The organism is Micromonospora sp. NPDC050495, assembly GCF_040655175.1.
Lineage (GTDB): Bacteria > Actinomycetota > Actinomycetes > Mycobacteriales > Micromonosporaceae > Micromonospora.
Window position 1 is genome coordinate 1 of record NZ_JBFAJK010000044.1, and the last position, 21188, is coordinate 21188.

General features: G+C 71.2%; 28 protein-coding genes and 1 other RNA gene. 6 read left to right on the forward strand and 23 right to left on the reverse strand.

The window, feature by feature from the left end; all coding sequences use genetic code 11:
- From AB0I11_RS28340 to AB0I11_RS28350, 3 genes are all read right to left on the reverse strand, one after another.
- On the reverse strand, positions 1–162 hold a 162-nt coding region (locus AB0I11_RS28340; protein WP_357327346.1), incomplete at its 3' end, for a helix-turn-helix domain-containing protein.
- Positions 163–275: 113 nt separating this feature from the next.
- On the reverse strand, positions 276–581 hold the full coding sequence (locus AB0I11_RS28345; protein ID WP_357327217.1) for an MFS transporter: 306 nt from the start codon (positions 579–581) through the stop codon (positions 276–278).
- Positions 578–907: a YciI family protein gene (locus AB0I11_RS28350; protein WP_357327220.1), complete on the reverse strand. Its 330-nt coding sequence runs from the start codon at positions 905–907 to the stop codon at positions 578–580. Before AB0I11_RS28350 ends, AB0I11_RS28345 begins: the two co-directional genes overlap by 4 nt.
- Before the next feature lie 58 nt (positions 908–965).
- Between AB0I11_RS28350 and AB0I11_RS28355 the strand changes: the two genes are divergently transcribed.
- Complete coding sequence (locus tag AB0I11_RS28355; protein WP_357327223.1) at positions 966–1481, forward strand: helix-turn-helix domain-containing protein; 516 nt, start codon at positions 966–968, stop codon at positions 1479–1481.
- A 100-nt stretch (positions 1482–1581) separates the two neighbouring features.
- Here the strand turns inward: AB0I11_RS28355 and AB0I11_RS28360 are convergent, their stop codons facing one another.
- The 5 genes from AB0I11_RS28360 to AB0I11_RS28380 all read right to left on the reverse strand — a co-directional run bounded on the left by AB0I11_RS28360 (position 1582) and on the right by AB0I11_RS28380 (position 4681).
- Entirely contained in the window at positions 1582–2184 is a 603-nt protein-coding gene (locus AB0I11_RS28360; protein WP_357327227.1) for a hypothetical protein, read from the reverse strand.
- Between the two features lie 85 nt (positions 2185–2269).
- Complete coding sequence (locus AB0I11_RS28365) at positions 2270–2884, reverse strand: response regulator transcription factor (RefSeq protein WP_357327230.1); 615 nt, start codon at positions 2882–2884, stop codon at positions 2270–2272.
- The gene (locus AB0I11_RS28370; protein ID WP_357327233.1) at positions 2881–4059 is read right to left on the reverse strand and encodes a histidine kinase; all 1179 of its coding nucleotides are present in this window, start codon (positions 4057–4059) and stop codon (positions 2881–2883) included. Before AB0I11_RS28370 ends, AB0I11_RS28365 begins: the two co-directional genes overlap by 4 nt.
- Positions 4050–4226 (reverse strand): hypothetical protein, encoded by a 177-nt coding sequence (locus AB0I11_RS28375; protein WP_357327237.1) that lies wholly within the window; start codon positions 4224–4226, stop codon positions 4050–4052. Before AB0I11_RS28375 ends, AB0I11_RS28370 begins: the two co-directional genes overlap by 10 nt.
- A complete protein-coding gene (locus AB0I11_RS28380) occupies positions 4223–4681 on the reverse strand; it encodes a hypothetical protein (RefSeq protein WP_357327240.1) in 459 nt (152 codons plus the stop codon). The genes AB0I11_RS28375 and AB0I11_RS28380 overlap by 4 nt, the downstream gene beginning before the upstream one ends.
- A 198-nt stretch (positions 4682–4879) precedes the next feature.
- On the opposite strand from AB0I11_RS28380, the gene AB0I11_RS28385 reads away from it, so the two are divergent.
- Positions 4880–5437: a GNAT family protein gene (locus AB0I11_RS28385; protein WP_357327244.1), complete on the forward strand. Its 558-nt coding sequence runs from the start codon at positions 4880–4882 to the stop codon at positions 5435–5437.
- Between the two features lie 49 nt (positions 5438–5486).
- On the opposite strand, the gene AB0I11_RS28390 is transcribed toward AB0I11_RS28385, so the two are convergent.
- The gene (locus tag AB0I11_RS28390) at positions 5487–5933 is read right to left on the reverse strand and encodes a group II truncated hemoglobin (protein WP_357327247.1); all 447 of its coding nucleotides are present in this window, start codon (positions 5931–5933) and stop codon (positions 5487–5489) included.
- A gap of 475 nt (positions 5934–6408) precedes the next feature.
- Here AB0I11_RS28390 and AB0I11_RS28395 point away from each other — a divergent pair, with 475 nt between their 5' ends.
- Positions 6409–7053 (forward strand): hypothetical protein, encoded by a 645-nt coding sequence (locus AB0I11_RS28395; protein WP_357327250.1) that lies wholly within the window; start codon positions 6409–6411, stop codon positions 7051–7053.
- Positions 7054–7171: 118 nt separating this feature from the next.
- Here AB0I11_RS28395 and AB0I11_RS28400 read toward each other — a convergent pair whose 3' ends face one another.
- Entirely contained in the window at positions 7172–7711 is a 540-nt protein-coding gene (locus tag AB0I11_RS28400) for an ATP-binding protein (protein WP_357327253.1), read from the reverse strand.
- Between the two features lie 452 nt (positions 7712–8163).
- Here AB0I11_RS28400 and AB0I11_RS28405 point away from each other — a divergent pair, with 452 nt between their 5' ends.
- A complete protein-coding gene (locus AB0I11_RS28405) occupies positions 8164–8517 on the forward strand; it encodes a hypothetical protein (protein WP_357327256.1) in 354 nt (117 codons plus the stop codon).
- Between the two features lie 26 nt (positions 8518–8543).
- Here AB0I11_RS28405 and AB0I11_RS28410 read toward each other — a convergent pair whose 3' ends face one another.
- From AB0I11_RS28410 to AB0I11_RS28435, 6 genes are all read right to left on the reverse strand, one after another.
- Positions 8544–8936 carry a hypothetical protein gene (locus AB0I11_RS28410; protein WP_357327258.1) on the reverse strand — a complete coding sequence of 131 codons (393 nt, stop codon included), beginning with the start codon at positions 8934–8936 and terminating at the stop codon, positions 8544–8546.
- 105 nt (positions 8937–9041) lie between these two features.
- Entirely contained in the window at positions 9042–9257 is a 216-nt protein-coding gene (locus AB0I11_RS28415; protein WP_233607874.1) for a hypothetical protein, read from the reverse strand.
- Between the two features lie 272 nt (positions 9258–9529).
- Positions 9530–9982 carry a tautomerase family protein gene (locus tag AB0I11_RS28420; RefSeq protein ID WP_357327263.1) on the reverse strand — a complete coding sequence of 151 codons (453 nt, stop codon included), beginning with the start codon at positions 9980–9982 and terminating at the stop codon, positions 9530–9532.
- Positions 9983–10169: 187 nt separating this feature from the next.
- Positions 10170–10579, reverse strand: an RNA gene (rnpB, locus tag AB0I11_RS28425) — RNase P RNA component class A.
- An 88-nt stretch (positions 10580–10667) separates the two neighbouring features.
- Entirely contained in the window at positions 10668–12107 is a 1440-nt protein-coding gene (locus tag AB0I11_RS28430) for a hypothetical protein (RefSeq protein WP_357327266.1), read from the reverse strand.
- Positions 12104–12613, reverse strand: a complete 510-nt coding sequence (locus AB0I11_RS28435; protein ID WP_357327269.1) for a SigE family RNA polymerase sigma factor — start codon at positions 12611–12613, stop codon at positions 12104–12106. Before AB0I11_RS28435 ends, AB0I11_RS28430 begins: the two co-directional genes overlap by 4 nt.
- A 123-nt stretch (positions 12614–12736) precedes the next feature.
- On the opposite strand from AB0I11_RS28435, the gene AB0I11_RS28440 reads away from it, so the two are divergent.
- Positions 12737–13498: a sulfite exporter TauE/SafE family protein gene (locus AB0I11_RS28440; RefSeq protein ID WP_357327272.1), complete on the forward strand. Its 762-nt coding sequence runs from the start codon at positions 12737–12739 to the stop codon at positions 13496–13498.
- A gap of 97 nt (positions 13499–13595) precedes the next feature.
- Here AB0I11_RS28440 and AB0I11_RS28445 read toward each other — a convergent pair whose 3' ends face one another.
- Positions 13596–14828: an MFS transporter gene (locus tag AB0I11_RS28445; RefSeq protein WP_357327275.1), complete on the reverse strand. Its 1233-nt coding sequence runs from the start codon at positions 14826–14828 to the stop codon at positions 13596–13598.
- Between the two features lie 56 nt (positions 14829–14884).
- On the opposite strand from AB0I11_RS28445, the gene AB0I11_RS28450 reads away from it, so the two are divergent.
- Positions 14885–15352 carry a MarR family transcriptional regulator gene (locus AB0I11_RS28450; RefSeq protein WP_357327278.1) on the forward strand — a complete coding sequence of 156 codons (468 nt, stop codon included), beginning with the start codon at positions 14885–14887 and terminating at the stop codon, positions 15350–15352.
- 117 nt (positions 15353–15469) lie between these two features.
- Here the strand turns inward: AB0I11_RS28450 and mctP are convergent, their stop codons facing one another.
- The 6 genes from mctP to AB0I11_RS28480 form a co-directional block, all read right to left on the reverse strand.
- The gene (gene mctP, locus AB0I11_RS28455; RefSeq protein WP_357327281.1) at positions 15470–17125 is read right to left on the reverse strand and encodes a monocarboxylate uptake permease MctP; all 1656 of its coding nucleotides are present in this window, start codon (positions 17123–17125) and stop codon (positions 15470–15472) included.
- 58 nt (positions 17126–17183) lie between these two features.
- On the reverse strand, positions 17184–17426 hold the full coding sequence (locus AB0I11_RS28460; RefSeq protein ID WP_357327284.1) for a DUF3311 domain-containing protein: 243 nt from the start codon (positions 17424–17426) through the stop codon (positions 17184–17186).
- A gap of 254 nt (positions 17427–17680) precedes the next feature.
- Entirely contained in the window at positions 17681–18895 is a 1215-nt protein-coding gene (locus AB0I11_RS28465) for a bifunctional RNase H/acid phosphatase (RefSeq protein ID WP_357327287.1), read from the reverse strand.
- Positions 18896–18898: 3 nt separating this feature from the next.
- Positions 18899–19636: a C4-type zinc ribbon domain-containing protein gene (locus AB0I11_RS28470; RefSeq protein ID WP_357327289.1), complete on the reverse strand. Its 738-nt coding sequence runs from the start codon at positions 19634–19636 to the stop codon at positions 18899–18901.
- The gene (locus tag AB0I11_RS28475; RefSeq protein ID WP_357327349.1) at positions 19633–20463 is read right to left on the reverse strand and encodes a Nif3-like dinuclear metal center hexameric protein; all 831 of its coding nucleotides are present in this window, start codon (positions 20461–20463) and stop codon (positions 19633–19635) included. The genes AB0I11_RS28470 and AB0I11_RS28475 overlap by 4 nt, the downstream gene beginning before the upstream one ends.
- 141 nt (positions 20464–20604) lie before the next feature.
- Entirely contained in the window at positions 20605–21186 is a 582-nt protein-coding gene (locus tag AB0I11_RS28480; protein WP_357327292.1) for a flavoprotein, read from the reverse strand.
- Between the last annotated feature and the right edge of the window lie 2 nt (positions 21187–21188).

Consider the following 21188-nt stretch of genomic DNA (forward strand, 5'->3'; position numbering starts at 1 on the left):
CCGCGCCGCAACCGGCGGCGCCACCTCGCCGCCACCAGCAGCCAGGTACTTCTTCACCGTCCGCCAGTTCAGGCCCGTCTCACGAGCGATCTCCGAAACACTCGCACCAGCCTCGTGCAACGCCCGGAACCGACGCACATCCAGCCACCGCTGCTCATCCATCGCCCCCACCGCCAGCCGCCCCACGCCGGTCCGATCACGACCCGAGCAGCCTCACCCTCAGTCACCCGCTGACGACGGACAACCAGTGCGCACCTCTGCAAGATCAGCTGTACCTAGCTCTGCACTCCAGGCCGTACCCCGACAAACGCGGCGATCAGCGAGAAGATCGCGAATCCGGCAGAGCCGGCCAGCAGGAGCCGGCGACGGCCGATCCGGTCGGCCAGGGCACCGAAGGGAATCAGAAACACCGCCACCATGAGGCCGTAGATGTCGCTGACCCACAGCTGGCTCACGACGGATGCTCCCAGCTCGGCCGTCAGGGTCGGGAGCGCGAGGAAGAGAACGTTCTGATCCATCGCCACGACCAATGCGGGCAGCGCCAACAGCACCAGTGCCCGCCACGGTGCGGGGCTGTTCATGGCGCATCCTCGAACAGCACCCGGCGGATCTCCACACTGCCGTATTTCAGAACGGGCATCTGGCGAGCCCACTGCTCGACGTCCGCAAGTGAGTCGGCCTCGATCACATACTGGGCGAACACCAGCTCACCGTCGTCGCCGCCAGGCCGTTTGGCGGGAAGGTTGCCTGCCGGCAGATCGAGACCGAAGGACTGCACGAGCCGTCCCGAGGTCGCGAGTTCGCGGTTGAAGCGATCCCAGGCGCGCATTTCCTCCGCGTGCTCGGGCGATCCGTCGGCGGGGCCGTGGCCGGGCACGAACTTCGTCATCACTAGATAGCGGTCCATTACCTCTTCCTCCCGGTTGCATTTTGCAAGCGGTCAAACCCTAACGTAGACTGCTTGCATGACGCAACTGGAAGATGGCGTGCTCGACGTCGCCGTCGGGCGATCCGCCTGTCCGATCAATCTCTGCGCCGAGCTCCTCGGTGACCGGTGGAGCGTCATCGTCCTGCGCGACCTCACGTTTCGCGGCCCGCTGCACTTCCGCGAGATCCTGACCGGGTCGACGGAAGGGATCGCGACGAACATCCTGACCAGCCGACTCAACAAGCTCGTAGCCGCGGGCATGCTCACGCGTCATGGGGATGAGCACCACCGGCAGAAGGTGCGCTATCACCTGACGGAGGCGGCGATCGACTTCGTGCCGGTCCTCACGGCGATTGGCGCCTGGGGCAACAGGTGGCTGCCGGCCGACCCGGACCTGGGCAGCGCCGCCGCGGCGCTGGCCGCCGGCGGCACGCGGCTCCAGCAGGACCTCATGCACGAGCTGCGCCGCGAACACCTCGACGGACAACCACTAGGACCCGACAGCCTCCGCCACCGCCTGCTGCAGAACCAATCCTCCAGCCGGGGATCGTGATCATGGCTCGACGAAGGCTTGCCGGGCGTAGTGGACTGGCCAGGACGCAGCGGTGGCCGCAGGCGGCGCTCGGACTGATCCGCTGCGGTTCGGCGCCGATTCAGAGGGGCGCAATCCAGGCGGTGAACAACATCGCCACACCCAGGCCGAGATCGAGCATGAAGCAGGCTTCCGCAAGCGATCGGGGTACGACCCTGTTGCGGACGAAGTACACCACGTCCCAGGCGGCGTGACCGATGGCGGCGAGGGCGGCCAGGTACAGCGCGGCGACGGGATTCACCATCATGGCGGTGAGAGCGACGGCGCTGAAGCCCAAGAATGCCAGCGTCTGGGCTCCGAGTTCGCGACGGTCGATGTCGTTACCGCGGAGGAAGCCGAGGACGGCAAACCCTACCCCCATGACCAGTAGGGTCGCAGTGGGGTCGAGCCCGGTGAGGCGGGCGAGGATGACGGCGACGCTTGCCGCCCCGACCATGATCCAACCGCTGCGCTGGGAACCTATGGCGCTCGCCGCGAGATAGCACATGGAGGCGATGACGATGATCATCGCAGTCACATGAGAGTCGCCGCCATCCGCGACATTGGCGAAGAGAGCAAGCAGACCGAGAACGGACGGCCAACGCCCCAGCAGGTGGTGCCAGATTCCCCGCTTCTGCCCAGAGATGTCGTGTCGGTGATCGTGGAGCTTCGCTTGGGTGTTCATGCTCGAAAGCCTCGGCCACGGTCCTGCCCGGTGAACCCGTGAATCGATCACGAAGACCCCGTGCAGACCGGGCAGGGCTGCCGGCTCAGACCCACCCGTTTTCACGGGCCACTCGATGCGCGCTGGCACGACTGTCCACTCCGAGCTTTCGGTTGATGGTCGCGAGATAGTTGCGCACGGTGCCCGGCGAGAGGAAGAGTTCTTGCGCAACATCCCGGATGGGGCGATCTTCCTGCGCGGTCGCCAGCACGTCGGTCTCGCGAGCCGTCAGCGGAGACGGGGCCAGCGTCAAAGCGTCTGCCGCCAGCACGGGGTCGACGTAGCGTTTCCCTTCGTGCACACGCCGCACGACATCAGCCAGCGCTGTGCCCGGCGCCCCCTTGGCCAGGAAGCCACGCGCACCCGAGGCGAGGGCCCTGCGCAGCACGTGCGGGTGGCCATGACCGGTGAGGATCACTCCCGCACACTCTGGAAGCACCCGCGCCAGTTCGCCGATGACCCCGAGCCCATCCACTTTCGGCATTTGCAGATCGATGACCGCGACGGCGGGTCGATGGAGTACGGCGCGCTCGATTGCCTCGCGGCCGTCGCGCGCCGTGGCAACGAGGTGGATGTCTTCCTCGCGCTCGAGGAGGCCAGCCAGCGCGTCTCGGATCAGTTCGTCGTCCTCGGCGAGGAGGACCCGGATTGGCTCGCTCATGATGGTCGCCCAAGGTCCTCGCGGGACTCCAGACGCAACTCGAAGCAGTCTTCCCCGCTACGGCCGGCAACGAGAGTGGCCCCCACCGCGGCGCAGCGGGCCGAAAGTGCCGCGATGCCGGTCCCGTCGGTGTCGTGCGCCGGTAGAGATCGACTGACACCGTCATTGACCACGCGCAAGGTCACCAGTGAAGTCGTGGCGGAGATCACGATCGATGCGCTGCGGGCTTCGCTGTGGCGCAGCACATTCGTGACCGCCTCCCGGATGACCGTTGCCAGGAGGGCGGCAAGCGATGCTGGTACGAGTGCGAGAGCCTTCGGATCAGCGTCGATCGTCGTACGGATTCCTGCCGAACCGAGCACGAGGTCGGCTGATTGCAACTGGGTCGGGAGGTCGGTGGCGGTTTCTCCGTGGATCGCGCGTCGCGCTTCACGGAGCGTTCCGTTCGCCAGATCCCGGATGCTATTGCTCTCTACTGCGGCTCGCTCCGGGTCCCCCGCAGCGAAGCCGGCCGCGAGTTCGGCTTTGAGCGCGATGACAGCCAGACGGCGTCCGAGTACATCGTGCAACTCACGGTCGGCGCGCAGCCGCTCCTCGGCGACAGCGAGCTCGGCCTGAGCTTCCCGCCCGTCTTGCGCAGCCAACCACAGTCGGTGAACCCACACCAGCACCTGACACATCGCCCACACCGCTACGGCGCAGCCCAGGCTGGTGACCACGCTGGGGATGGGTGACCCCTCGAAAGCGGCACCCCCGACCCCAGCGGCACTCACCAGCACGACAGTCGCCGCGACGCCGCCCCGCCAACTCGCCAGCGCGCTCGCGGCGACGGCGAAGCCTGCGAGCCAGGCCCAGGGCTGTTCGCCCGGCTCTGCCCAGGAGTAACTCGGCGCCCACAGCACCAGGGAGACCGCTATCAGCAGCACCGTATTCCGGATTCCCGCGGCGGGGACGCATCCGGGATCAACCGCGTCGACCAGGACAAGCAGCAGAGCGAACCCGAACACCGCGAGGCCACCGACGAACACCGCGGTGAGCGACACCGTCGGAGGTGCGGTGAACGACATCGCAATGATCGGAGCCCACGCAAAACTGGCCATCAGGAAACCGAGAACGATCCAGCGTGGAGACGTCCCGGTCGTCCGCGACGGCAGGTCCCGTCTGTTCAACGCCATCGGAGCACCTTCATGGAGACGACGACCGACCTCATGACGCGTCCGAACCACCATCCACGCTGGTAGATCTCTCGCGCCTCAGGAAGATCGGTCGGATGCAGCAACCGCATCACCGCGGGACCAGGCAGGGCCACCGTCTCGTGCGTGTCGTTCACGCTGGCCTTCAAGGAGTCTTCCTCACGTAGTCGGCGTCGACGTTTGCTCTGCCGAGTCCGTAGACCTTCTGTCGGGCCACGCCGAGCGCTTCGGCAACGGCGACCGCGCTGAACTCGTCGAGCAATGCCTCGACACAGACCGCCCTCACACTCGCGGCGCGGGCGACGAGATGCGACATCAGAGCGCTGATCTCCGCAGCCAGCAGCGCGACGGCGCGTGCGCCACCGAACTGGGCGGCCCACCCCTCCCCACCCGACGTCGCCGCCGCGTACAGCCGATCCCCTGCGTCGCTGAGATGAGATTCGACTTCTTCCGGCGTGACGCCAGCGGCACGGAATCGCTCCACGACCGCATCGAACGTCGTCGCCCGATCCCGGCCGCGATGCGCGAGGACGCGTGCCCACTCCGCCCCGTCGGAGAGTGCAGCGCTTCCGAGGAGGTTGTCACCCCTGGGGTTACTGCTCACGTCGTCAGCATCATTCTGCGACTTCGGAATGTCAACCCTGGGGTGACAGCCAGGTCCTCTCCGTCACGTTTCGGTCCGGATTGTTCACGTCCCACAGGCCATAGCCGCAGGCCAGGGCAGGACGGCCGGCCCATAATTACCTCGGGTACACCTCCGGACCAGTTAGCCGCTGGCCGGCCGGCCAGATAGGAAGCGCGCATGCTGAAGGGCAAGACGGTCGGGCTCCGGGGCCGGCACGAGGACGACATCCCGATCCTGCGGGCCGAGCTCTACGACGACGTGGTCTACTCCTCGCGGTCCGAGAGCCGGCCGTGGCGGCCGATCACGCCCGGCGCGAAGGACCCCCGGCTCGTGGTGGACGACACGGATCAGGGGCACGTCACGTTCTCCGTCGTGGAGCTGACCGGGGGCACGCTGGTCGGCTCCGCCACGCTGTGGGGCATCGACAACCACCACCGGTCCGCGCACATCGGCCTCGGGCTGCTCCCGTCCTGCCGCGGCAAGGGCTACGGCACCGACGTGGTCGCGGTGCTGTGCCACTACGGCTTCGTGGTGCGCGGCCTACAACGGCTGCAGATCGAGACGCTGTCGGACAACGCCGCGATGCTGCGCTCCGCCGAGCGCAACGGCTTCGTCCGCGAGGGCGTGCTGCGCTCGTCGGCCTGGGTGCTGGGCGAGTTCATGGACGAGGTGCTGCTCGGGCTTCTCGTCCACGACTGGAAGCCTCGCTACGGTCGCGTCGACCACCGCCGCTGAGCAAGCGGACGTGCCGGTGGGAGCCACCGGCAGCCGCTCCTGACCCGGCTCAGCGTTGCGGCCCGTCCCACGACCATCGTGGAATGGTCAAGCCCGCCGGGACGTCATCCGCGGACTCGTGATAGCGGGCCATGGTCGTCGTGGTGGCCCAGGCGAAGTAGTCGTGCAGCACCTTTCGAACTGGGTCGGCGGTGAGTCCCACGTCGTCCAGGGCCCGGTCGAAACAGGCGATCGCGCGGCGGTCCATCTCCTCGTGTGGGCCGTTGCCGCTGTGCATCCGCACCACCGACGTCTCGTCTCCGTAGGTCTCGGAATAGCTGGTGGGACCGCCGAGCGCCTCGGCCCAGTAGGCGGCGAGTCGCTCGGTGTGCTGAGGATGGAACCCGTGGCTGAACGCGTGGCTGACGACCTCGTCGGCCATCACCCGGGCGTGCCATGCCGCCGCCAGGCGGAGCAGGCCCGCGCTGCCGCCCGCAACCTCGTACACGCTCTGCATCGGCACAGGATGCCAGGGCCGGCGAAGGCCCGTGGGCGAGGACCTTCATGTCGCAGGCTGCCGGCCGCCCTGGCAGGCCCCTATCGCATGGATCGGCGGCGATACCCTGTCCGGAACCGGCAAGCGCGTGAGCTGGTTTCCCGCGACACGGCCGGGATCGTCCTCGCCACGCTCATGTTGATGGCAGCCGTCGCGCTCACCTGGCTCGGCATGACTGCCACCAGGCCGTGGGCCATCCTGTCCCAGGTCGTCGCCGTCCCGCTGTCGGTCTACGGAGTCATGGTCGGCATCAACGCGTTCTTCTTCCACGAGGTCGGCGCAGCCAAGAGCGGCGGCGGGACAGACCCCACCCCGCCCAGGGCGAGGCGGCGTCGGAGGAGTGCGCCAACCCGACCTGAGCGGTCCCTTGCCGCCACACCGGGGTGTCCCGTGCCCGTAGGTAGGGTCCACACACATGGGGCCGGCCAGGATTGCGGTGGGAGCGGTACTCCGGTGGCCGCACGACGACCGGCCATTGCGGGTCATCGCGCATGACCGCGGCGTGGTCATGTACGACACGTGGTGGCCGCACCTCGGCAGGTGGGGCCTGGCCGACCTCGGTGAGGTCAAGAAGCGACGGGTCAGCTATTACGTCGCCACTGCGTCCGCCCTCACGGAGAAGGCCGCGTACGTCCGCTCCGAGCCCTTGACCAAGGACGAGGTGGCGCTGCACCGGCCAGACCTTCCGTTCGCTGTCGGGCAGTGCGAAGTGCTGTCGTGGCCGGCGGAAGCACCGGAGTCGACCGAGGCGTTGGCGCGGCGCCGGCGGGCTGCGGGCGGTCCGGAGGGCGAGGCGCTCGCCGTGTCAGAGGTGTATCTGCTTCCGTTCGGGCCGAAGGGCCGCGAACGAGCCGGAGTTCGGGTCGAAGCTGACAACGGCACCTCGTTCAGCTGGGACGAACTCGTCTGGAAGGCGGCGGTGATCCAGGCGCCGTTGGTACGCGCCGGCGCGTCCGTCCCGGGCATCGGCATCTACCGGTCCGGCGTGTACCGAGGGGTCCCCGCCTACTACCTGTGGGGTTCACAGAGCCGCCTGCATGACCAGATCGCGTCCCAGGCACCCCGGCCAGGCACCGGTTGAGCGTCGTCAGGTCCGCATCCACCGCCGGCACCGATGGGCAATGGGACGACGTTCGGGTGAGGCCTCCGGGCGGCCCTGTGCCGATGAGCGGTGGTGGCAGCGCTGCGCGGAGCAGGCGTCAGGAGACCGATGGCGGCCAGCGGTGTCCGCGCCACTCGTCCCAGGTCGCGAATCCGGCCGGTGGGTCATCAACGGGTTCACTGCCGTCGAGTTCGCCTGGCGTTGGGACCTCGAAAGTTGCCGCCCACCCGGCGAGTTCGTCGTCGGACATGGGCCAGGTCGTGTGTGCCGCCTCGGCTTGGCGCTGATCAAGTCGGCTCCGCTGCTCGGCCGGGGTGACGCTGAAGTAGCGCAGCTCCACCCTCGCGCCCAGGTCTGCTGCTGCCTGGCGTAGCGCGGAGCGCTCGTCTCGGCTCCAGAGGCCGAAGTCGATCACGACGCTGTTGCCCAGTTCAAGGGCGCGCAGCCCGATCTGGATGAGCCGTCCTTCGATCACGTCCCCAGCCGATCGCGGATTCTCGTGCCCGTAGAGAGCCTTCACCCATTCGTCCTTGGTGAGACGAAGCGCCTCCTGCTCGATCTCGATGCGCCGAGCAGCAGTGGTCTTCCCGGAGCATGGGAGTCCCACAGTCAGGAACAGTGTTGGTCGCCTCATCATCGCTCCCTTCCGGTCGGACCGACCGTCGCCGCAAGGCCAGCGAGTGGCTGCCGATGTCGCCAACTACGCCCACCGGCGGTCGGTCATCATCCACTATCCGGTGCGGGACGGCGTCGGCTGAGGCGCGCCGATACGCTCCGGGGCGCGTTCGGTCGGCCGTTGCGGGGCAGGTCCGGCTTCCGGCGGACGCACACCGGTGCGCCATGGCGTGACGTACCCGCGAACTACGCCCATGGCAAACGCTGTATCGATGGATCCTCACCGAGCCTGCCGATCACGCGCTGGGCCGCTCGGCCGAGGAACAGCAGGCGGGGTCGGGGCGGCCGGCGCGCGGCCGGGCAGAGTCGGCGCCGTCAACCGTCCGCCCCCGCCGAGCGCCGAATGCGGTGGTCCCGGAGAACGGTGCACCGGTACTGTCCGGGCTCACCATCAACCCACACGGCGAGGTCAACATGAACAGCGATGACGGTACGACGGTGCTGTGGCGCCCGACCGGGCCGGCAGAGCTGGATCTCGTCCGCCAGTCCGGATGGCGGGCGTGGCCGCCGCGTCTGCCCGATCAGCCGATCTTCTACCCGGTCCTGAACGAGGACTACGCGATCATGATCGCCCGGGACTGGAACGTGCCGGCCTCCGGCGTCGGCTACGTGACCCGCTTCCACGTGGAGTCGGAGTTCCTGAAGCGCTACCCGGTGCGCCAGGCCGGCGGGCAAACCATCCTGGAGCTGTGGGTGCCGGCCGAGGAGCTGGACGAGTTCAACGCCCACATCGTCGGTCTGATCGAGGTCGTACACGAGTTCCGGTAGCCGCCGGCCGGCGGCGTGGGTGGCCCTCATCGGATGATCCCGACGACCTGCGGCCGGTGCGGCTGGACGACGCCGGCCGCAGGCAGCACCGCCGGAACGACGGACGGCGTCGGCACAGTCGGGCGGACCGGTTCGACCTCGGTGGCTTCCGTCGGCTCGTCGTAGCGGTACGCGCCGGGCTGGTCCGGCTCGACAGCCGGCGGGGTGACCGGGGCGTTGGACAGGACGACCTTGACCAGGGCAAGGAAGGCCAGCGACGGCACCGCCGCCACGGTCCAGCCACACACCGACGATTCGGCTTCCGCGACGTGGGCCGCGAGGGACAGCAGCGCGAACGCCACCAGCAGCGAGCCGACCAGGCCGACGGGTCGACCGGCGCGGCGGCGGGCGCGCAGTTCCAGGCCGAGGTAGATCGTCATCAGTTCGACCGCTACCGCGTTGGCCCAGCCGATCAAGGCACCGCGCTCCGCGCGGTGCGGGGCGGTGAGCCACCGACAGCCGCCGGGACACCGCCCCACGTCGGATCAGCTCAGCGCGAGTTCGTCTGGGAAGCGCTCGTGAAGCGCGGCGACCGCATGCTTCAGGCAGTAATCGAGGCTGTGGCCGTCGACCCTGATCGACGCGCCATCGAGCCGCTGACCCGAGATCACTACGGTCCAGGGCTTGCGCTCCCGCTCCCCGTCAATCTTGACCAGCCCGACCAGACCCATCTCCCCCAGGTGCTCCAGCAACTCCGGCACGCACTCGTCCCACCTCATCCACGAATGGGATCATCGAAGCCCGCGACGGACGCCACCGGGTCGGCCTGATCGTGCGTCAGGGCTTCCGACTGCCGCGCCAGTCCAACCCCGGGACTGGCTTGCCACCGGATCACCGGGTCGCGGCACCAGCTCCACCGCCAGGAGGTGCCCGACCCTCCTCCACAGCCGCCGGCTCCGCTCCGGAACCATCAAACGCCGGCCCTCAGGCGGCCCGCAGCGGCATAGCCAGCCCGACTCGGGAAGAGATTCCACTAGCTGCCGACACTGATGACCTTCCCGCCGAGCCCGGACCGGGACGTGGGCTGGCCGACCAGTTCGACGAGCACTTCGTCGCGATGATCCTCCCCGAACACGGCAGTAACGGCTTCGGTGAAGGCGGAGACGAGTTGTGCGATGACTCTGGCTGCGTCCTCTCGCGCGAACACCTCCTCCCGCATGCCGAAGGTGACCGAGGGGGCGGCTGTAGCGACCGCCGCTCCGCCGCGGGCCCATCGACCGGTAGGAACGCCGATCAGCCTGACATCCACCGAACTTCTAGCCCACGCGCCATACACGGAGGCGACGGCGTTGGTCAGTTCCTCGATGAGGTTGTGTTCATGCCCGACCAGTTCCTCTTCAAGCGCGTAAAGCGTCACGTGGGGCATCGGCAACTCCTCGGTGTCGGATTGCGGCGGCGGGCCGGTGACCGGATCGTCTGCGAGCAAGCAGGGTAGGGCCCGTCGTCCGCATGCCGGAAGCGATTTCCATAGTGTCGCTGAACTGAGCCGGCGCTCAGGCGTCTCCAGGGCGTCAGGCCGTCAAACGCCGGCCAATGTTGACCATGAACGACCATCGACACCCGGACATAGAACCAGCTCAGAGCCATGGTCACGGCTCTGAGCTGGTGGGCGACGGACGAGTCGACCTGTACGCCGGATTCTGTGACCGACGCGCCGCGAGGGCGCATCGGCGGCGGCCATCCATCTCGGCCTGCCGTTGCCGGCAGGCTCCAGCGGCCTACCCGCAGACATCGGGCGGGCCGCCCTCAAGCGTCTGCGCGGGTCGTCATCTTGCGGTGACGGCCCTTTCTTGGCCTTGCTCCGGGTGGGGTTTACCGAGCCATCCCGGTCACCCGGGATGCTGGTGGGCTCTTACCCCACCGTTTCACCCTTACCGTCCCGTTACGGGCCGGCGGTCTGTTTTCTGTGGCACTGTCCCGCGGGTCACCCCGGGTTGCCGTTAGCAACCACCCTGCCCTGTGGAGTCCGGACGTTCCTCGGCGACGGGCCGCAGCCCGTCGACGCGACCGCCCGGTCGACTCGTCCGTCGCGCACCCATCCTAACGACGGGCGCGCCCCGCCCATTTCCGCCCCGGTACGGGAGGGCTGCCGCCCCCGTACCGGGTGTCCGTCACCAGGCCGACACGATCGGCTCGTTGAAGATCCGCTCGCCGGTGGCCGGTTCGCGGAGCGGACCGGAGGAGCGCACCACGCCGTCACGGTCGACGCCACGCAGCAGGACCGGGCTTCCGACGGGCAGGGTGAGCCGGGCCACCCCGTCTGTCACCGGCGCGCTCGCCCGGACCGTACCGTCGATGACCGCCTCGATCCGGGCCACGCCGCGCCGGCTTACCACCAGCAGCTTGTCGGTGAGCACGGCCCGGCCGCCGTCGCGACCCGGCATCCGGACGGCCAGCAGGTCGTCCGCCGGGGCGTAGCCGGTGGCCACGAGGGACGGTGGCAGCGGCCCGTCGGGCGGCGGGGGCTCGGCCGGGGCGGTGTCCCGGGCCGTGCCGACGGCGAGCAGTGGACCGGCGCCGGTCTCACCGACCAGGAGGAGGGTGGGTCCGCTGCCCGGCGGGGCGAGCAGCACCGCCTGGCCTTCCGCCGGGCCGAGCCGGCCGGACCAGCGGAGCACCGGCCGGGTCCCGTCGGCCAGGCCGGACTGGCGGGCCAGGGCCGCGTACATCCGACCGGCCTGCCGGGCCACGGTCGGATTGGGCGGTTCGGCGCTCGCCGCCCACCGGCCGTCGTCCGGGTACGTCCCGTCCAGGCCCTCCATCTCGGCGGCCCACATCGGCCCGGCCTGCCGGACCTGCCCGTCGCACTCGACCTGCCACCAGCCACCGGCCGACGCCAGGTCGACCAGGACGTAGCCGTCGGTGGCGACGGCCTGCCACTGCCGTCGCAGCCCGAGGTCGTCGGGGTGGGCGGCCCGGCCCAGCAGGACGCGGCAGCCGGCCGGGGCCAGCCCGAGCAGCCACTGCCGCGGCGCGCCGGAGGTCTGGGAGGTCGCGGTGAACAGGGGGAACGGTGCGGCCGGCAGGTTGCTCGACCCGTCGCCGCGCAGCAGCCGGGCGGGTGACGCGCCCACCGGTCCCTCCCGGTCGACCAGCGCCGCCGACGTCGCCGAGTGGTAGACCAGCACCACCTGCCGGAACCCGGCGGACTCGTCGGCGTAGAGCACCTTGACCGTGGGCAGGTCGTCCGCCATCAGGACCTCGGCCCGGTTCCGGTCGAAGAGGCGGGCCACCTCGGCGATGAGCGCGCGGTCCCCGGCCAGGCTGCCCCGGGTCGGCGAGTCGATCAGACGTCGGGCCCACGGCGAGTCGATCGGGTGGCCGTGCCCGACCGGGGAGTCGTCCACCGCCGGCCGCGGGCCCGACGCGGTGAGGGCCGCCGGTCCCGCCAGCGCCGCCGCCAGGATCGCGGCCACCGCCGCCCCGAGTCCCGCGAAGCGGCGCCGGCGGCGCCGGCGGGCGTGGCGGATCAGCCGCTCGTACGGGTCGGGGTCCGGCACCACGGTGCCGGCGATCCGGGTCAGCCCGGCCCGCAGTTCGTCCACGCTCATGCCCGCTCCCCCAGCAACCCGCCGGCCATCCGTGGCCGCGGTCCACCCAGCACGTCCCGGAGCCGGGCCAGCCCGCGGGCGGCCTGGCTCTTCACCGTCCCGACGGAACAGCCCATCGCCGCCGCGACCGCCACCTCCGGCAGGTCCTCCCAGTAGCGCAGCACCAGCACGGTACGCATCCGGACCGGTAGCCGGTCCAGCGCGGTGAGCAGCTCGTCCCGCACCACCACGGGTTCGGTGCTGTCCGGGCCGGCCCGCTCCGGCAGCGTCGAGGTGAGCAGCTCCCGCAGCCCGACGCGGCGCCAGCGGCTGGTCCGCTCGTTCACCATCACGCGGCGCACGTACGCCATCGGCTCGTCGACCCGCCGCCAGTGCCGCATCACCTTGAGCAGCGCCTCGTGCACCAGGTCCTGCGCGGCGTCGCGGCTGCCCGTCAGCAGGTACGCGGTGCGCAGCAGGTCGGCGTAGCGGACCTCGACGAACTCCCGGAACTCCGGGTCATCCACCCGTCGACCCCCCGTCGTGACGATGCACGGCTCGCTCCCTTCGCTCGGCCCGGTCGATGGGAACGACGCGGCAGGATGCCGAAAAGTTGAGTTACCGGCGGGCCGTACTAGCCTCTTGAGATCATGGACCTCTCCGACGCCGCACTGCTGGTCGCCGCCGGTCTCGCCGCGGGCACGGTGAACGCGGTGGCCGGGGGCGGCTCGCTGATCACCTTCCCGGCGCTGATCGCGACCGGCCTGCTCCCGGTCCCGGCCAACGTCAGCAACTCGGTGTCGGTCTTTCCCGGGTACGTGGCCAGCGTGGCGGGCAGCCGGGCCGACCTGCCGCCGGGCCGGGCGCTGTGGCGCCTGCTGCCCACCGCGGTGCTCGGCACGGCCGTCGGCTGCGTGCTGCTGCTGGCCACGCCCGCGCGGGCCTTCGAGCTGGTGGTGCCCTTCCTGGTGCTGGGCGCGACGGCCGTGCTGGCCTTCCAGGATCCGCTGCGCCGGCTGGTCGGCCACCCGGCCGACCTGAGCCCGCGCCGCCGGACCGTCACGGTGCAGGCCATGGTCGCGCTGGGCACGGTGTACGGCGGCTACTTCGGCGCGGCGCTCGGGGTGATGCTGGTGGCCGGGCTGGCGCTGGTGCTGGACACCACCCTGGCCCGGGTGAGCGCGATCAAGAACCTGCTCTCGGCCGTGGTGGGGTTGACCACCCTGGTGGTCTTCGCGCTCTTCGGCCCGGTGAACTGGGCGGCCGTCGCGGTGGTCGCGCCGGCCACCCTGGTCGGCGGGTACGTGGGCGCCCGGGTGGTCCGCCGGCTGCCGCCGGTGCTGCTGAAGAGCATGATCGTGGTGTTCGGCACGGTGATCGGGCTCTACCTGCTCTACCGCGCGCTGCACTGACCCCGGACAGCGAACCGCCCCGGCGCGCGTCGCACCGGGGCGGTTCGGCCGGGAGGCCCGAAGCCCGAGACCCGAGACCCGAGGCCCGAGGCCCGAGTCAGTACGCCTCGCCGACCGGCTCCTCGGCGGCGTGCTCGTTGCGCCGGGCGGCGGAGTTCCACCGCGACCAGAGCACCCGCTCGCCGTAGCCGGCGGCCATCACGTGGGCGAAGGCGAGGTAGACCAGCACGCCGACGGCGAGCACCCCGAAGCCGACCCAGAACGGCAGCGCCAGGCTGTGCTCCGCGAGCTTGCCGGCGATGATCGGGGCGGGCGCGGCGGCGCCCCAGCGGACCAGGTTGAACGCGCCGGTGGCGACCCGGCGGTCGGCGGAGCCGAGGCCGAGCGCCAGGTCGGTGAGGTTGGCGTTGGCCAGGCCCATGAACAGGCCGGCGAGCACCAGCACCACCAGCGACATGGCGGTGCCGGTGGAGGTGGCGAAGAGGACCATGCAGACCAGCAGGCCGCCGATCGCGACGCCGACGGTCTGCACGGCGCCGATCCGGTGCGCCAGCCGGTGGCCGATCAGCAGGATGCCGGCGGCCAGGCCGAGCCCCCAGCCGGTGAAGGCCAGTCCCAGCGGGATGACGTCGAGGTGCAGGTAGAGCGGGGTGTAGCCGAGCACCACGAAGAAGACGAAGTTGTAGGCGGCGGTGACCACGCAGAGGGTGATGAACGCCGGCTTGCGGTAGGTGGCGAAGATCTGGCCGACGCGTACCGGGGCCTGCTTGCGGGCCGGCTCGCGGAGCTTGCGGGCGGCGACGCCCAGGGCGAGCACCATGAACACGCCGCAGACGAAGAAGGGCAGTCGCCAGCTGATCTCGCCGAGCAGGCCGCCGATCAGCGGGCCGACGGCGAAGCCGAGGCCGAGCGCGGTCTCGAAGAGGCCGACCACCCATTCGCGGTCGTTGGCGAGGTTGACCAGCACCACCATGGCGGTGGCGAAGAACATTGCGTTGCCCAGCCCCCAGACGCCGCGCAATACCGAGAGCTGCACGATGTCGTTGCTGAACGAGGCGAGGATGGCGGCCAGGCCGACCACCGAGACGCCGGTGATGAGCACCGGCTTGAAGCCGAACTTCCCGCTGGCCAGGGTCGCCGGGATCATGCCGACGGCCATCACCGCGATGTACGCGGTGAAGAGCAGTTCGACCTGCCAGGCGGTGACCCCGATGGCCGCGCCGATGGCGGGCAGGATCGGGTCGACCACGGCGATGCCGGCGATGGCGAGGAAGGCCACCAGGGTGGTGGCGTAGATGGCACTGCGGTTGGGCTCGGAACGCCGATCCACTCCGCGACCTCCAGGATAGCTGTATTATGCAGGTAATCAAGTTGTATCCTACAGCTATGAGCGAGGACGCCAACGCGGGAGATGTCACACTCGGCCGGATCGAGACCGAGGTCGCGCTGCTCATGCGGTTCGGCGAAGCGACCCGCCGGGCCACCGGCAGCGCCGAGCACCGGGTGCTGGACCGGGCCGCGTACGTGATCCTGCGGCACCTGGACAGCGCCGGCCCGCAGAACGTGTCGGCGCTGGCCGCCCGGCTCAACCTGGACGGCTCCACGGTCACCCGACAGGTCTCCGCCCTGCAACGGGACGGCCTGATCGCGCGTACCCCGGACCCGGCCGACGGGCGCGGCACGGTGATCTCCCCCACCCCGGCCGGCCTGCAACGGATGGCGGCGGTGCGGGCGGCCCGCACCCGGCTCTACGGCGACATGCTCGCCACCTGGTCCGAGACGGACCGGGACAACCTGGCGGAACTGCTGCACCGTCTGAACCAGGCGCTCGACTCGCGTAACCGCCGCCGCTGAGCGGGTGGAGCGGGGCCCGGCCCACCCAGCAGGCGTAGCGCGGGCCCCCGCCCACGCAGGCGTAGCGCGGGGCCCCCGCGCACGCAGCAGGCGTGGCGCGGGGGCCCCTACTTTCCGTCAGGCGACGGGCTCCCGAGCGGAGTCGGCGTCGCGCTCGGTGCCGGGGGTGACCCGAGGGTCGCCCTCGTCGGCGAAGTAGTCGTCCGGGGTGGTGCCGTCCACCCCGTCGGCCACCTTCGTCGCCCGCAGCACCAGGGTGAGCAGCGCAGCCACCGCGAGGTTGACCAGCACCGCCACGATGCCCACGTAGATCGTCTTCTTGGTGTCGAAGCCGAACTCGGAGAGCGGGAACGCCGAACCGGCGAAGTGCTTCTTGCCGGTGGTCGGGTTGCCGATCTGGTAGAGCATCCACATGCCCAGGCCCATGCCGGCCACCCAGCCGGCGATCAGCGCGCCTCGGTGGAACCAGCGGGTGTAGAGGCCCAGGGCCACCGCCGGCAGCGTCTGCAGGATGATCACACCGCCGATGAGCTGCAGGTCGATGGAGAACTGCGGGTCGAGGAAGACGATGCAGGCCACCGCGCCGACCTTCACCACCAGCGAGGCGATCTTGGAGACGTTCGCCTCCTGCGCCGGGCTGGCGTCCCGCTTCAGGTACTCCTTGTAGATGTTGCGGGTGAACAGGTTCGCCGCCGCGATCGACATGATCGCCGCCGGCACCAGCGCGCCGATGCCGATGGCCGCGTACGCCACGCCCGCGAACCAGTCCGGGAACTGGCTGTCGAAGAGCAGCGGCACCACGGTGTTGCCGTCGACACTGCCGGCCTTGGCGCCGGGCAGCGGCTTCACGTTCGCCGCGATGGCCATGTAGCCGAGCAGCGCGATCAGACCGAGCAGCAGGCTGTACGCCGGCAGCGCGGACATGTTCCGCTTGATCACGTCGCGGTTCCGGCTGGCCAGCACGCCGGTGATGCTGTGCGGGTAGAGGAACAGCGCCAGTGCCGAGCCGAACGCCAGGGTGACGTACTGGAGCTGGTTGTTGGCGTTGAGCAGGATGCCGTCGCCGGGCGCCGGAGTCGCCTTGAACTTCGCGTCGGCCGCGTCGAAGATGCTCCCCCACCCGCCCAGCTTGTACGGCAGGTAGACGACCGCCACCAGGATCACGATGTAGATCAGGGAGTCCTTGACGAACGCGATCAGCGCCGGCGCGCGCAGCCCGGACTGGTACGTGTATGCCGCCAGGATGGCGAACGCGATGATGATCGGCAGGTGCCGGGCCAGCGCGCTGTCCCCGGTGACGCCCATCGTCTTGAGCACCGCCTCGATGCCGACCAGCTGCAACGCGATGTACGGCATCGTCGCCACGATGCCGGTGATCGCCACCAGCAACGCCAGGATCGGCGAGTCGAAGCGGTTGCGGACGAAGTCGGCCGGGGTCACGAAGCCGTGCCGGTGCGACACCGACCAGAGCCGGCACAGCACCAGGAACACCAACGGGTAGATGACGATCGTGTACGGCACGGCGAAGAAGCCCGCCGCACCGGCCCCGAAGATCAGCGCCGGCACCGCCACGAAGGTGTACGCGGTGTAGAGGTCACCGCCGACGAGGAACCAGGTGATCCAGCCGCCGAAGCTACGCCCACCCAGACCCCACTCGTCCAGGTGCGCCATGTCCCGCGGCGCCCGCCACCGGGCCGCCACGAAACCCATCGCGCTGACCAGCAGGAAGAGCAGCGCGAAGACGATGATCTCGGTCAGGTGATCCCGCCACATCACTGGACCCCCTTCGTTCGCGACTGCGGGGCTCGCAGGCCCGACTCACTCCTCGCGCTCACCGGTCACCCCGCTTCTTGGTCATCTGGTAGACGAGCGTGGTGGTGCCGACGCCGAGCAGGATCCAGGCCAGTTGCAGCCAGTAGAAGCGCGGGAATCCGAACAGCCGGGGTGAGTCGGCGTTGAAGAAGGCCGGGATCAGCGGCACCACGATCGGGATGAAGAGCAACCAGTTCCACGGGCTGTGATCCTTCGCCCTGGATCGCGCCGGTGTCGGCGCCTCCGGTCCGGGTGCAGCCATGTGACACACCTCCGGGAAGTAGTGACTTGCCATGTGACGGCCGGAGGCTACGACCCTGTGAGCGCGGTCACGTTCGGCGGAACGACCGTGATGCGCCGAGCGGCGGCCCGCGTGCGCCGAACGGCGAAGGCGCGGCGGCCGGGCGGCGACGTCAGGTCACGGCGGCGCGGCGGCCGGCCGCGACGTCAGGTCACGGCGGCGCGGCGGCCGGCCCGCCGTGCCGGAGCGGGCGGCGGGCGGCGGGCGGCGGGCGGTCAGATGTCGTTCAGGTGCGCGGTGTCGTTGACCGAGCGGACCGCGACGCCGCCGTCCGGGTACAGGTCCAGCACCGAGATGCCGGCGGTGTCCAGATAGAGCCGGTGCAGGAAGGCGTCGCCGGCCGCCAGCGCGTCGCGCAGCACCAGCTTGATCGGCGAGACGTGGGAGACCACCACCACGGTCTCCCCCGGGTACGCCCGGCGCAGCCGGTCCACCGCCCGCCCGGTGCGTTCGGCGACGGCGGCGAACGACTCGCCCTCGGGCGGCGCCACCCGGGTGGAGGCGAGCCAGGCGTCCAACTCGCCCGGCCAGTCCCCGCGTACCTCGGCGAAGGTGCGCCCCTCCCAGACGCCGAAGTCGCACTCGATCAGGTCGTCGTCGGCCCGGACCGGCGGGTCACCGACCAGCGCGGCGATCGCCTCGGCGGTCGCCGTACAGCGGGACAGCGGCGAGCTGACCACGGCCGCGACCGACGGCGCCAGCGCGGCGACCCGCGCCGCGGTGGCCCGGGCCTGGGCCCGGCCGCGGTCGGTCAGCGCCACGTCGCCCCGCCCCGAGTAGCGCTTCTGCACGGTGCGCTCGGTCTCGCCGTGCCGGACCAGGATCAGCCGGGTGGCCTCCTCGGTCGGCCGCGGCTCCCAGGAGGCGGGGGTGGTGGCCGGGTCGGTGCCGGTGGCCCGGCCGACGGCGGCGCGGGCGGCCACCTCGCGGGCGGCGGCACGGGCCGCCGAGTCGGCAGCGGCGACCTGGCGGGGCGGCTCGGCGGTCCGGGGCGCCGCCGCCGCCGGCGCCGTGCCGGCGGCGGCGGCGTCCATCGCGGCGTTGGCCAGCGCGTCGGCGTGCGTGTTGCGCTCCCGGGGCACCCAGCTGAACCGGACCCGCTCGAACCGGCCGACCAGGCCGGCGGCCTGCGCGGCGAGCGGCCGCAACCCCGGGTGCTTGATCTGCCAGCGGCCGCACATCTGCTCCACCACCAGCTTCGAGTCCAGCCGCGCCTCGACCTCCGCCGCGCCCAGCTCGGCGGCGGCCTCCAGCCCGGCGATCAGGCCGCGGTACTCGGCGACGTTGTTGGTGCTGGTGCCGATCGCCGCGGACCGCTCGGCCAGCACCTCGCCGGTCTCCGGGTCCCGCACCACCGCGCCGTAGCCGGCCGGCCCGGGGTTGCCCCGGGACCCGCCGTCGGCCTCCACCACGACCGCGCGCACCGCCATGGGCTACAGCCCCGACTCGTTGGTCCGAACCATGATCCGCCGGCACTCCTCGCAGCGGACCACGTCGTCCGGGTCGGCCTTGCGGATCCGGGCCAGGTCGGCGCCGGAGAGTTCCAGCCGGCAGCCGCCGCAGCGGGCGCCGGTGAGCAGCGCCGCGCCGAGGCCGGTGTCCGCCCGGATGCGCTCGTAGAGGGCCACCAGGTCGGCCGGGAGGTCACCGGCGAGGGGCTGGCGGGCGCCGCGCTTGAACTCCTCGTCCTTGGCGATCTCGGCCAGACTCTCGTCGCGCCGCTGCTCGGCGGCGGCCCGCCGGTCCCGGGCCTCGGCGATCCGCCGCTCCACCCCGTCGAGTACGCCCTGCGCGGTCTCCCGCTGCTCCATCAGCTCCAGCTCGGCGTCCTCCAGGTCGCCCTGGCGGCGGTTCAGCGAGACCAGCTCGTGCTGGAGCGCCTCCAGCTCACGGGCCGGGCCGCTGCCCGCGGCGAGCCGGGCCTCGTCCTTGCTCTTGCGGGCCCGGACCTGGTCGATGTCCTTCTCCAGCCGGGCGATGTCCCGGTCCAGGTCGTCGACGGCCACCTGGGCCCGGACCCGCTCGTCCTCCAGCGCGGACAGTTCCCGGGCGAGGGTGTCCAGCTCGGCCAACTCGGGCAGCGACCGGCGGCGGTGGGCGAGCTGGGCGAGGGCGGTGTCGAGCGCCTGCAGGTCGAGCAGGCGGCGCTGCACCTTCGGGTCAGCCTTCACGGTCGGGGCTCCTTGTCGTCCGGTCGGGGCGCGGCGGCGTGCACGGTCCACGGGTCGGTGTCCAGGTCGGACACCACGGTCTCGACGCCCAGCTCGGCCCGGAGCCGGGCGGCCAGCTCGTCCAGCCAGGGTCGTTCGGTCGCCCAGTGGGCGGCGTCCAGCAGGGCCGGGCCACCGGCGGCGAGGTGCTCGCCGGCCGGGTGGTGGCGCAGGTCGGCGGTGAGGAACGCGTCCACGCCGGCGGCGGTCGCCTCGGCGAGGAAGCTGTCCCCCGAGCCGCCGCTGACCGCGAGGCTACGAACCATACGCCCGGGATCCCCGGCGGCGCGAACTCCCCAGGCGGTGACGGGGAGCACGGCGGCGGCGTGCCGGGTCAGCTCGGCCAGCGTCATCGGGGTGGGTAGCGTACCGATCCGGCCGATGCCCCGCCCCGGGCCGTCGGCCGGCGAGCCGGCACTCGGGCGGTGCAGCGGGCGCAGCCCGGTCAGCCCGAACCGGGCGGCCAGGGCGTCGGAGACGCCGGGGTCGGCCACGTCGGCGTTGGTGTGCGCCACGTACAGGGCCACGTCGGCCTTGATCAGCCGGTGGACGATCCGCCCCTTGTACGTGGTGGCGGCCACCGAGGAGACCCCGCGCAGCAGCAGCGGGTGGTGCGCGACGATCATGTCGGCCCCGGCGGCCAGCGCCTCGTCCACCGTCTCCGGCACCACGTCGACGACGCAGGCGACCCGGCGCACCGGGTTGGCGGGCTCGCCGAGCACCAGGCCGACCCGGTCCCATTCCTCGGCCCAGGCGGGCGGATAGCGGGCGTCGAGCGCGGCCACCACGTCAGCGACCGTCAGCGCGGATCCGGTTGTGCTCACGGCCGGCCAGCTTACCGGCGTCCGGGCCCGGTCCGGGTCGTCTGTCCGCGACGCGTCGTGGTGGTGGGCCGGCGGGACGGCGCCCGCCGGCCGTGCGGGGGCCGCTCAGCCGACCGGGGCCACCGGCGCCCGCGCGCCGCGCAGCGCCGCGAGGCCGGCCGCCCAGGGGAAGGCGTCCAGGTGCCGCTCGCCGGTGCCCGGCGCGTGCAGCGGCACCACGTGCTCGCCGAAAACCACCTGCACGCCCCACTCGCGCAGCCGGGCCACGCCGGCCCGGAAGGCCGGGTGGGCGGCCATCGCCGAGTTGGTGTACGGCACGGCCGCGATCGGCACCCCGAGGCCCTGCGCCTCGACGAGCAGCCCGAGGGCGAGCGTGTCGGTGATGCCGGCCGCCCACTTGTTGACCGTGTTCACCGTGGCCGGGCAGACGATCATCGCGTCCGCCGCGGGCAGCACGTCCGGGTCGCCCGGGTTCTTGTAGTGCGTGCGGACCGGATGGCCGGTCTGCCGAGCCAGCGCGGTCCGGTCCACGAACTTCGCGCCGTCCGGCGTGGTGACCACGCAGACGTCCCAGCCGTCCTGCTGGGCGAGGTCGACCAGCCGGTTGACGTGACGGGCCAGCGGCGAGCCGCAGGCGATGACGTAGAGCACCCGCCGGTGCCCGTTGCTGGTGTGCGGACCGCTCATCC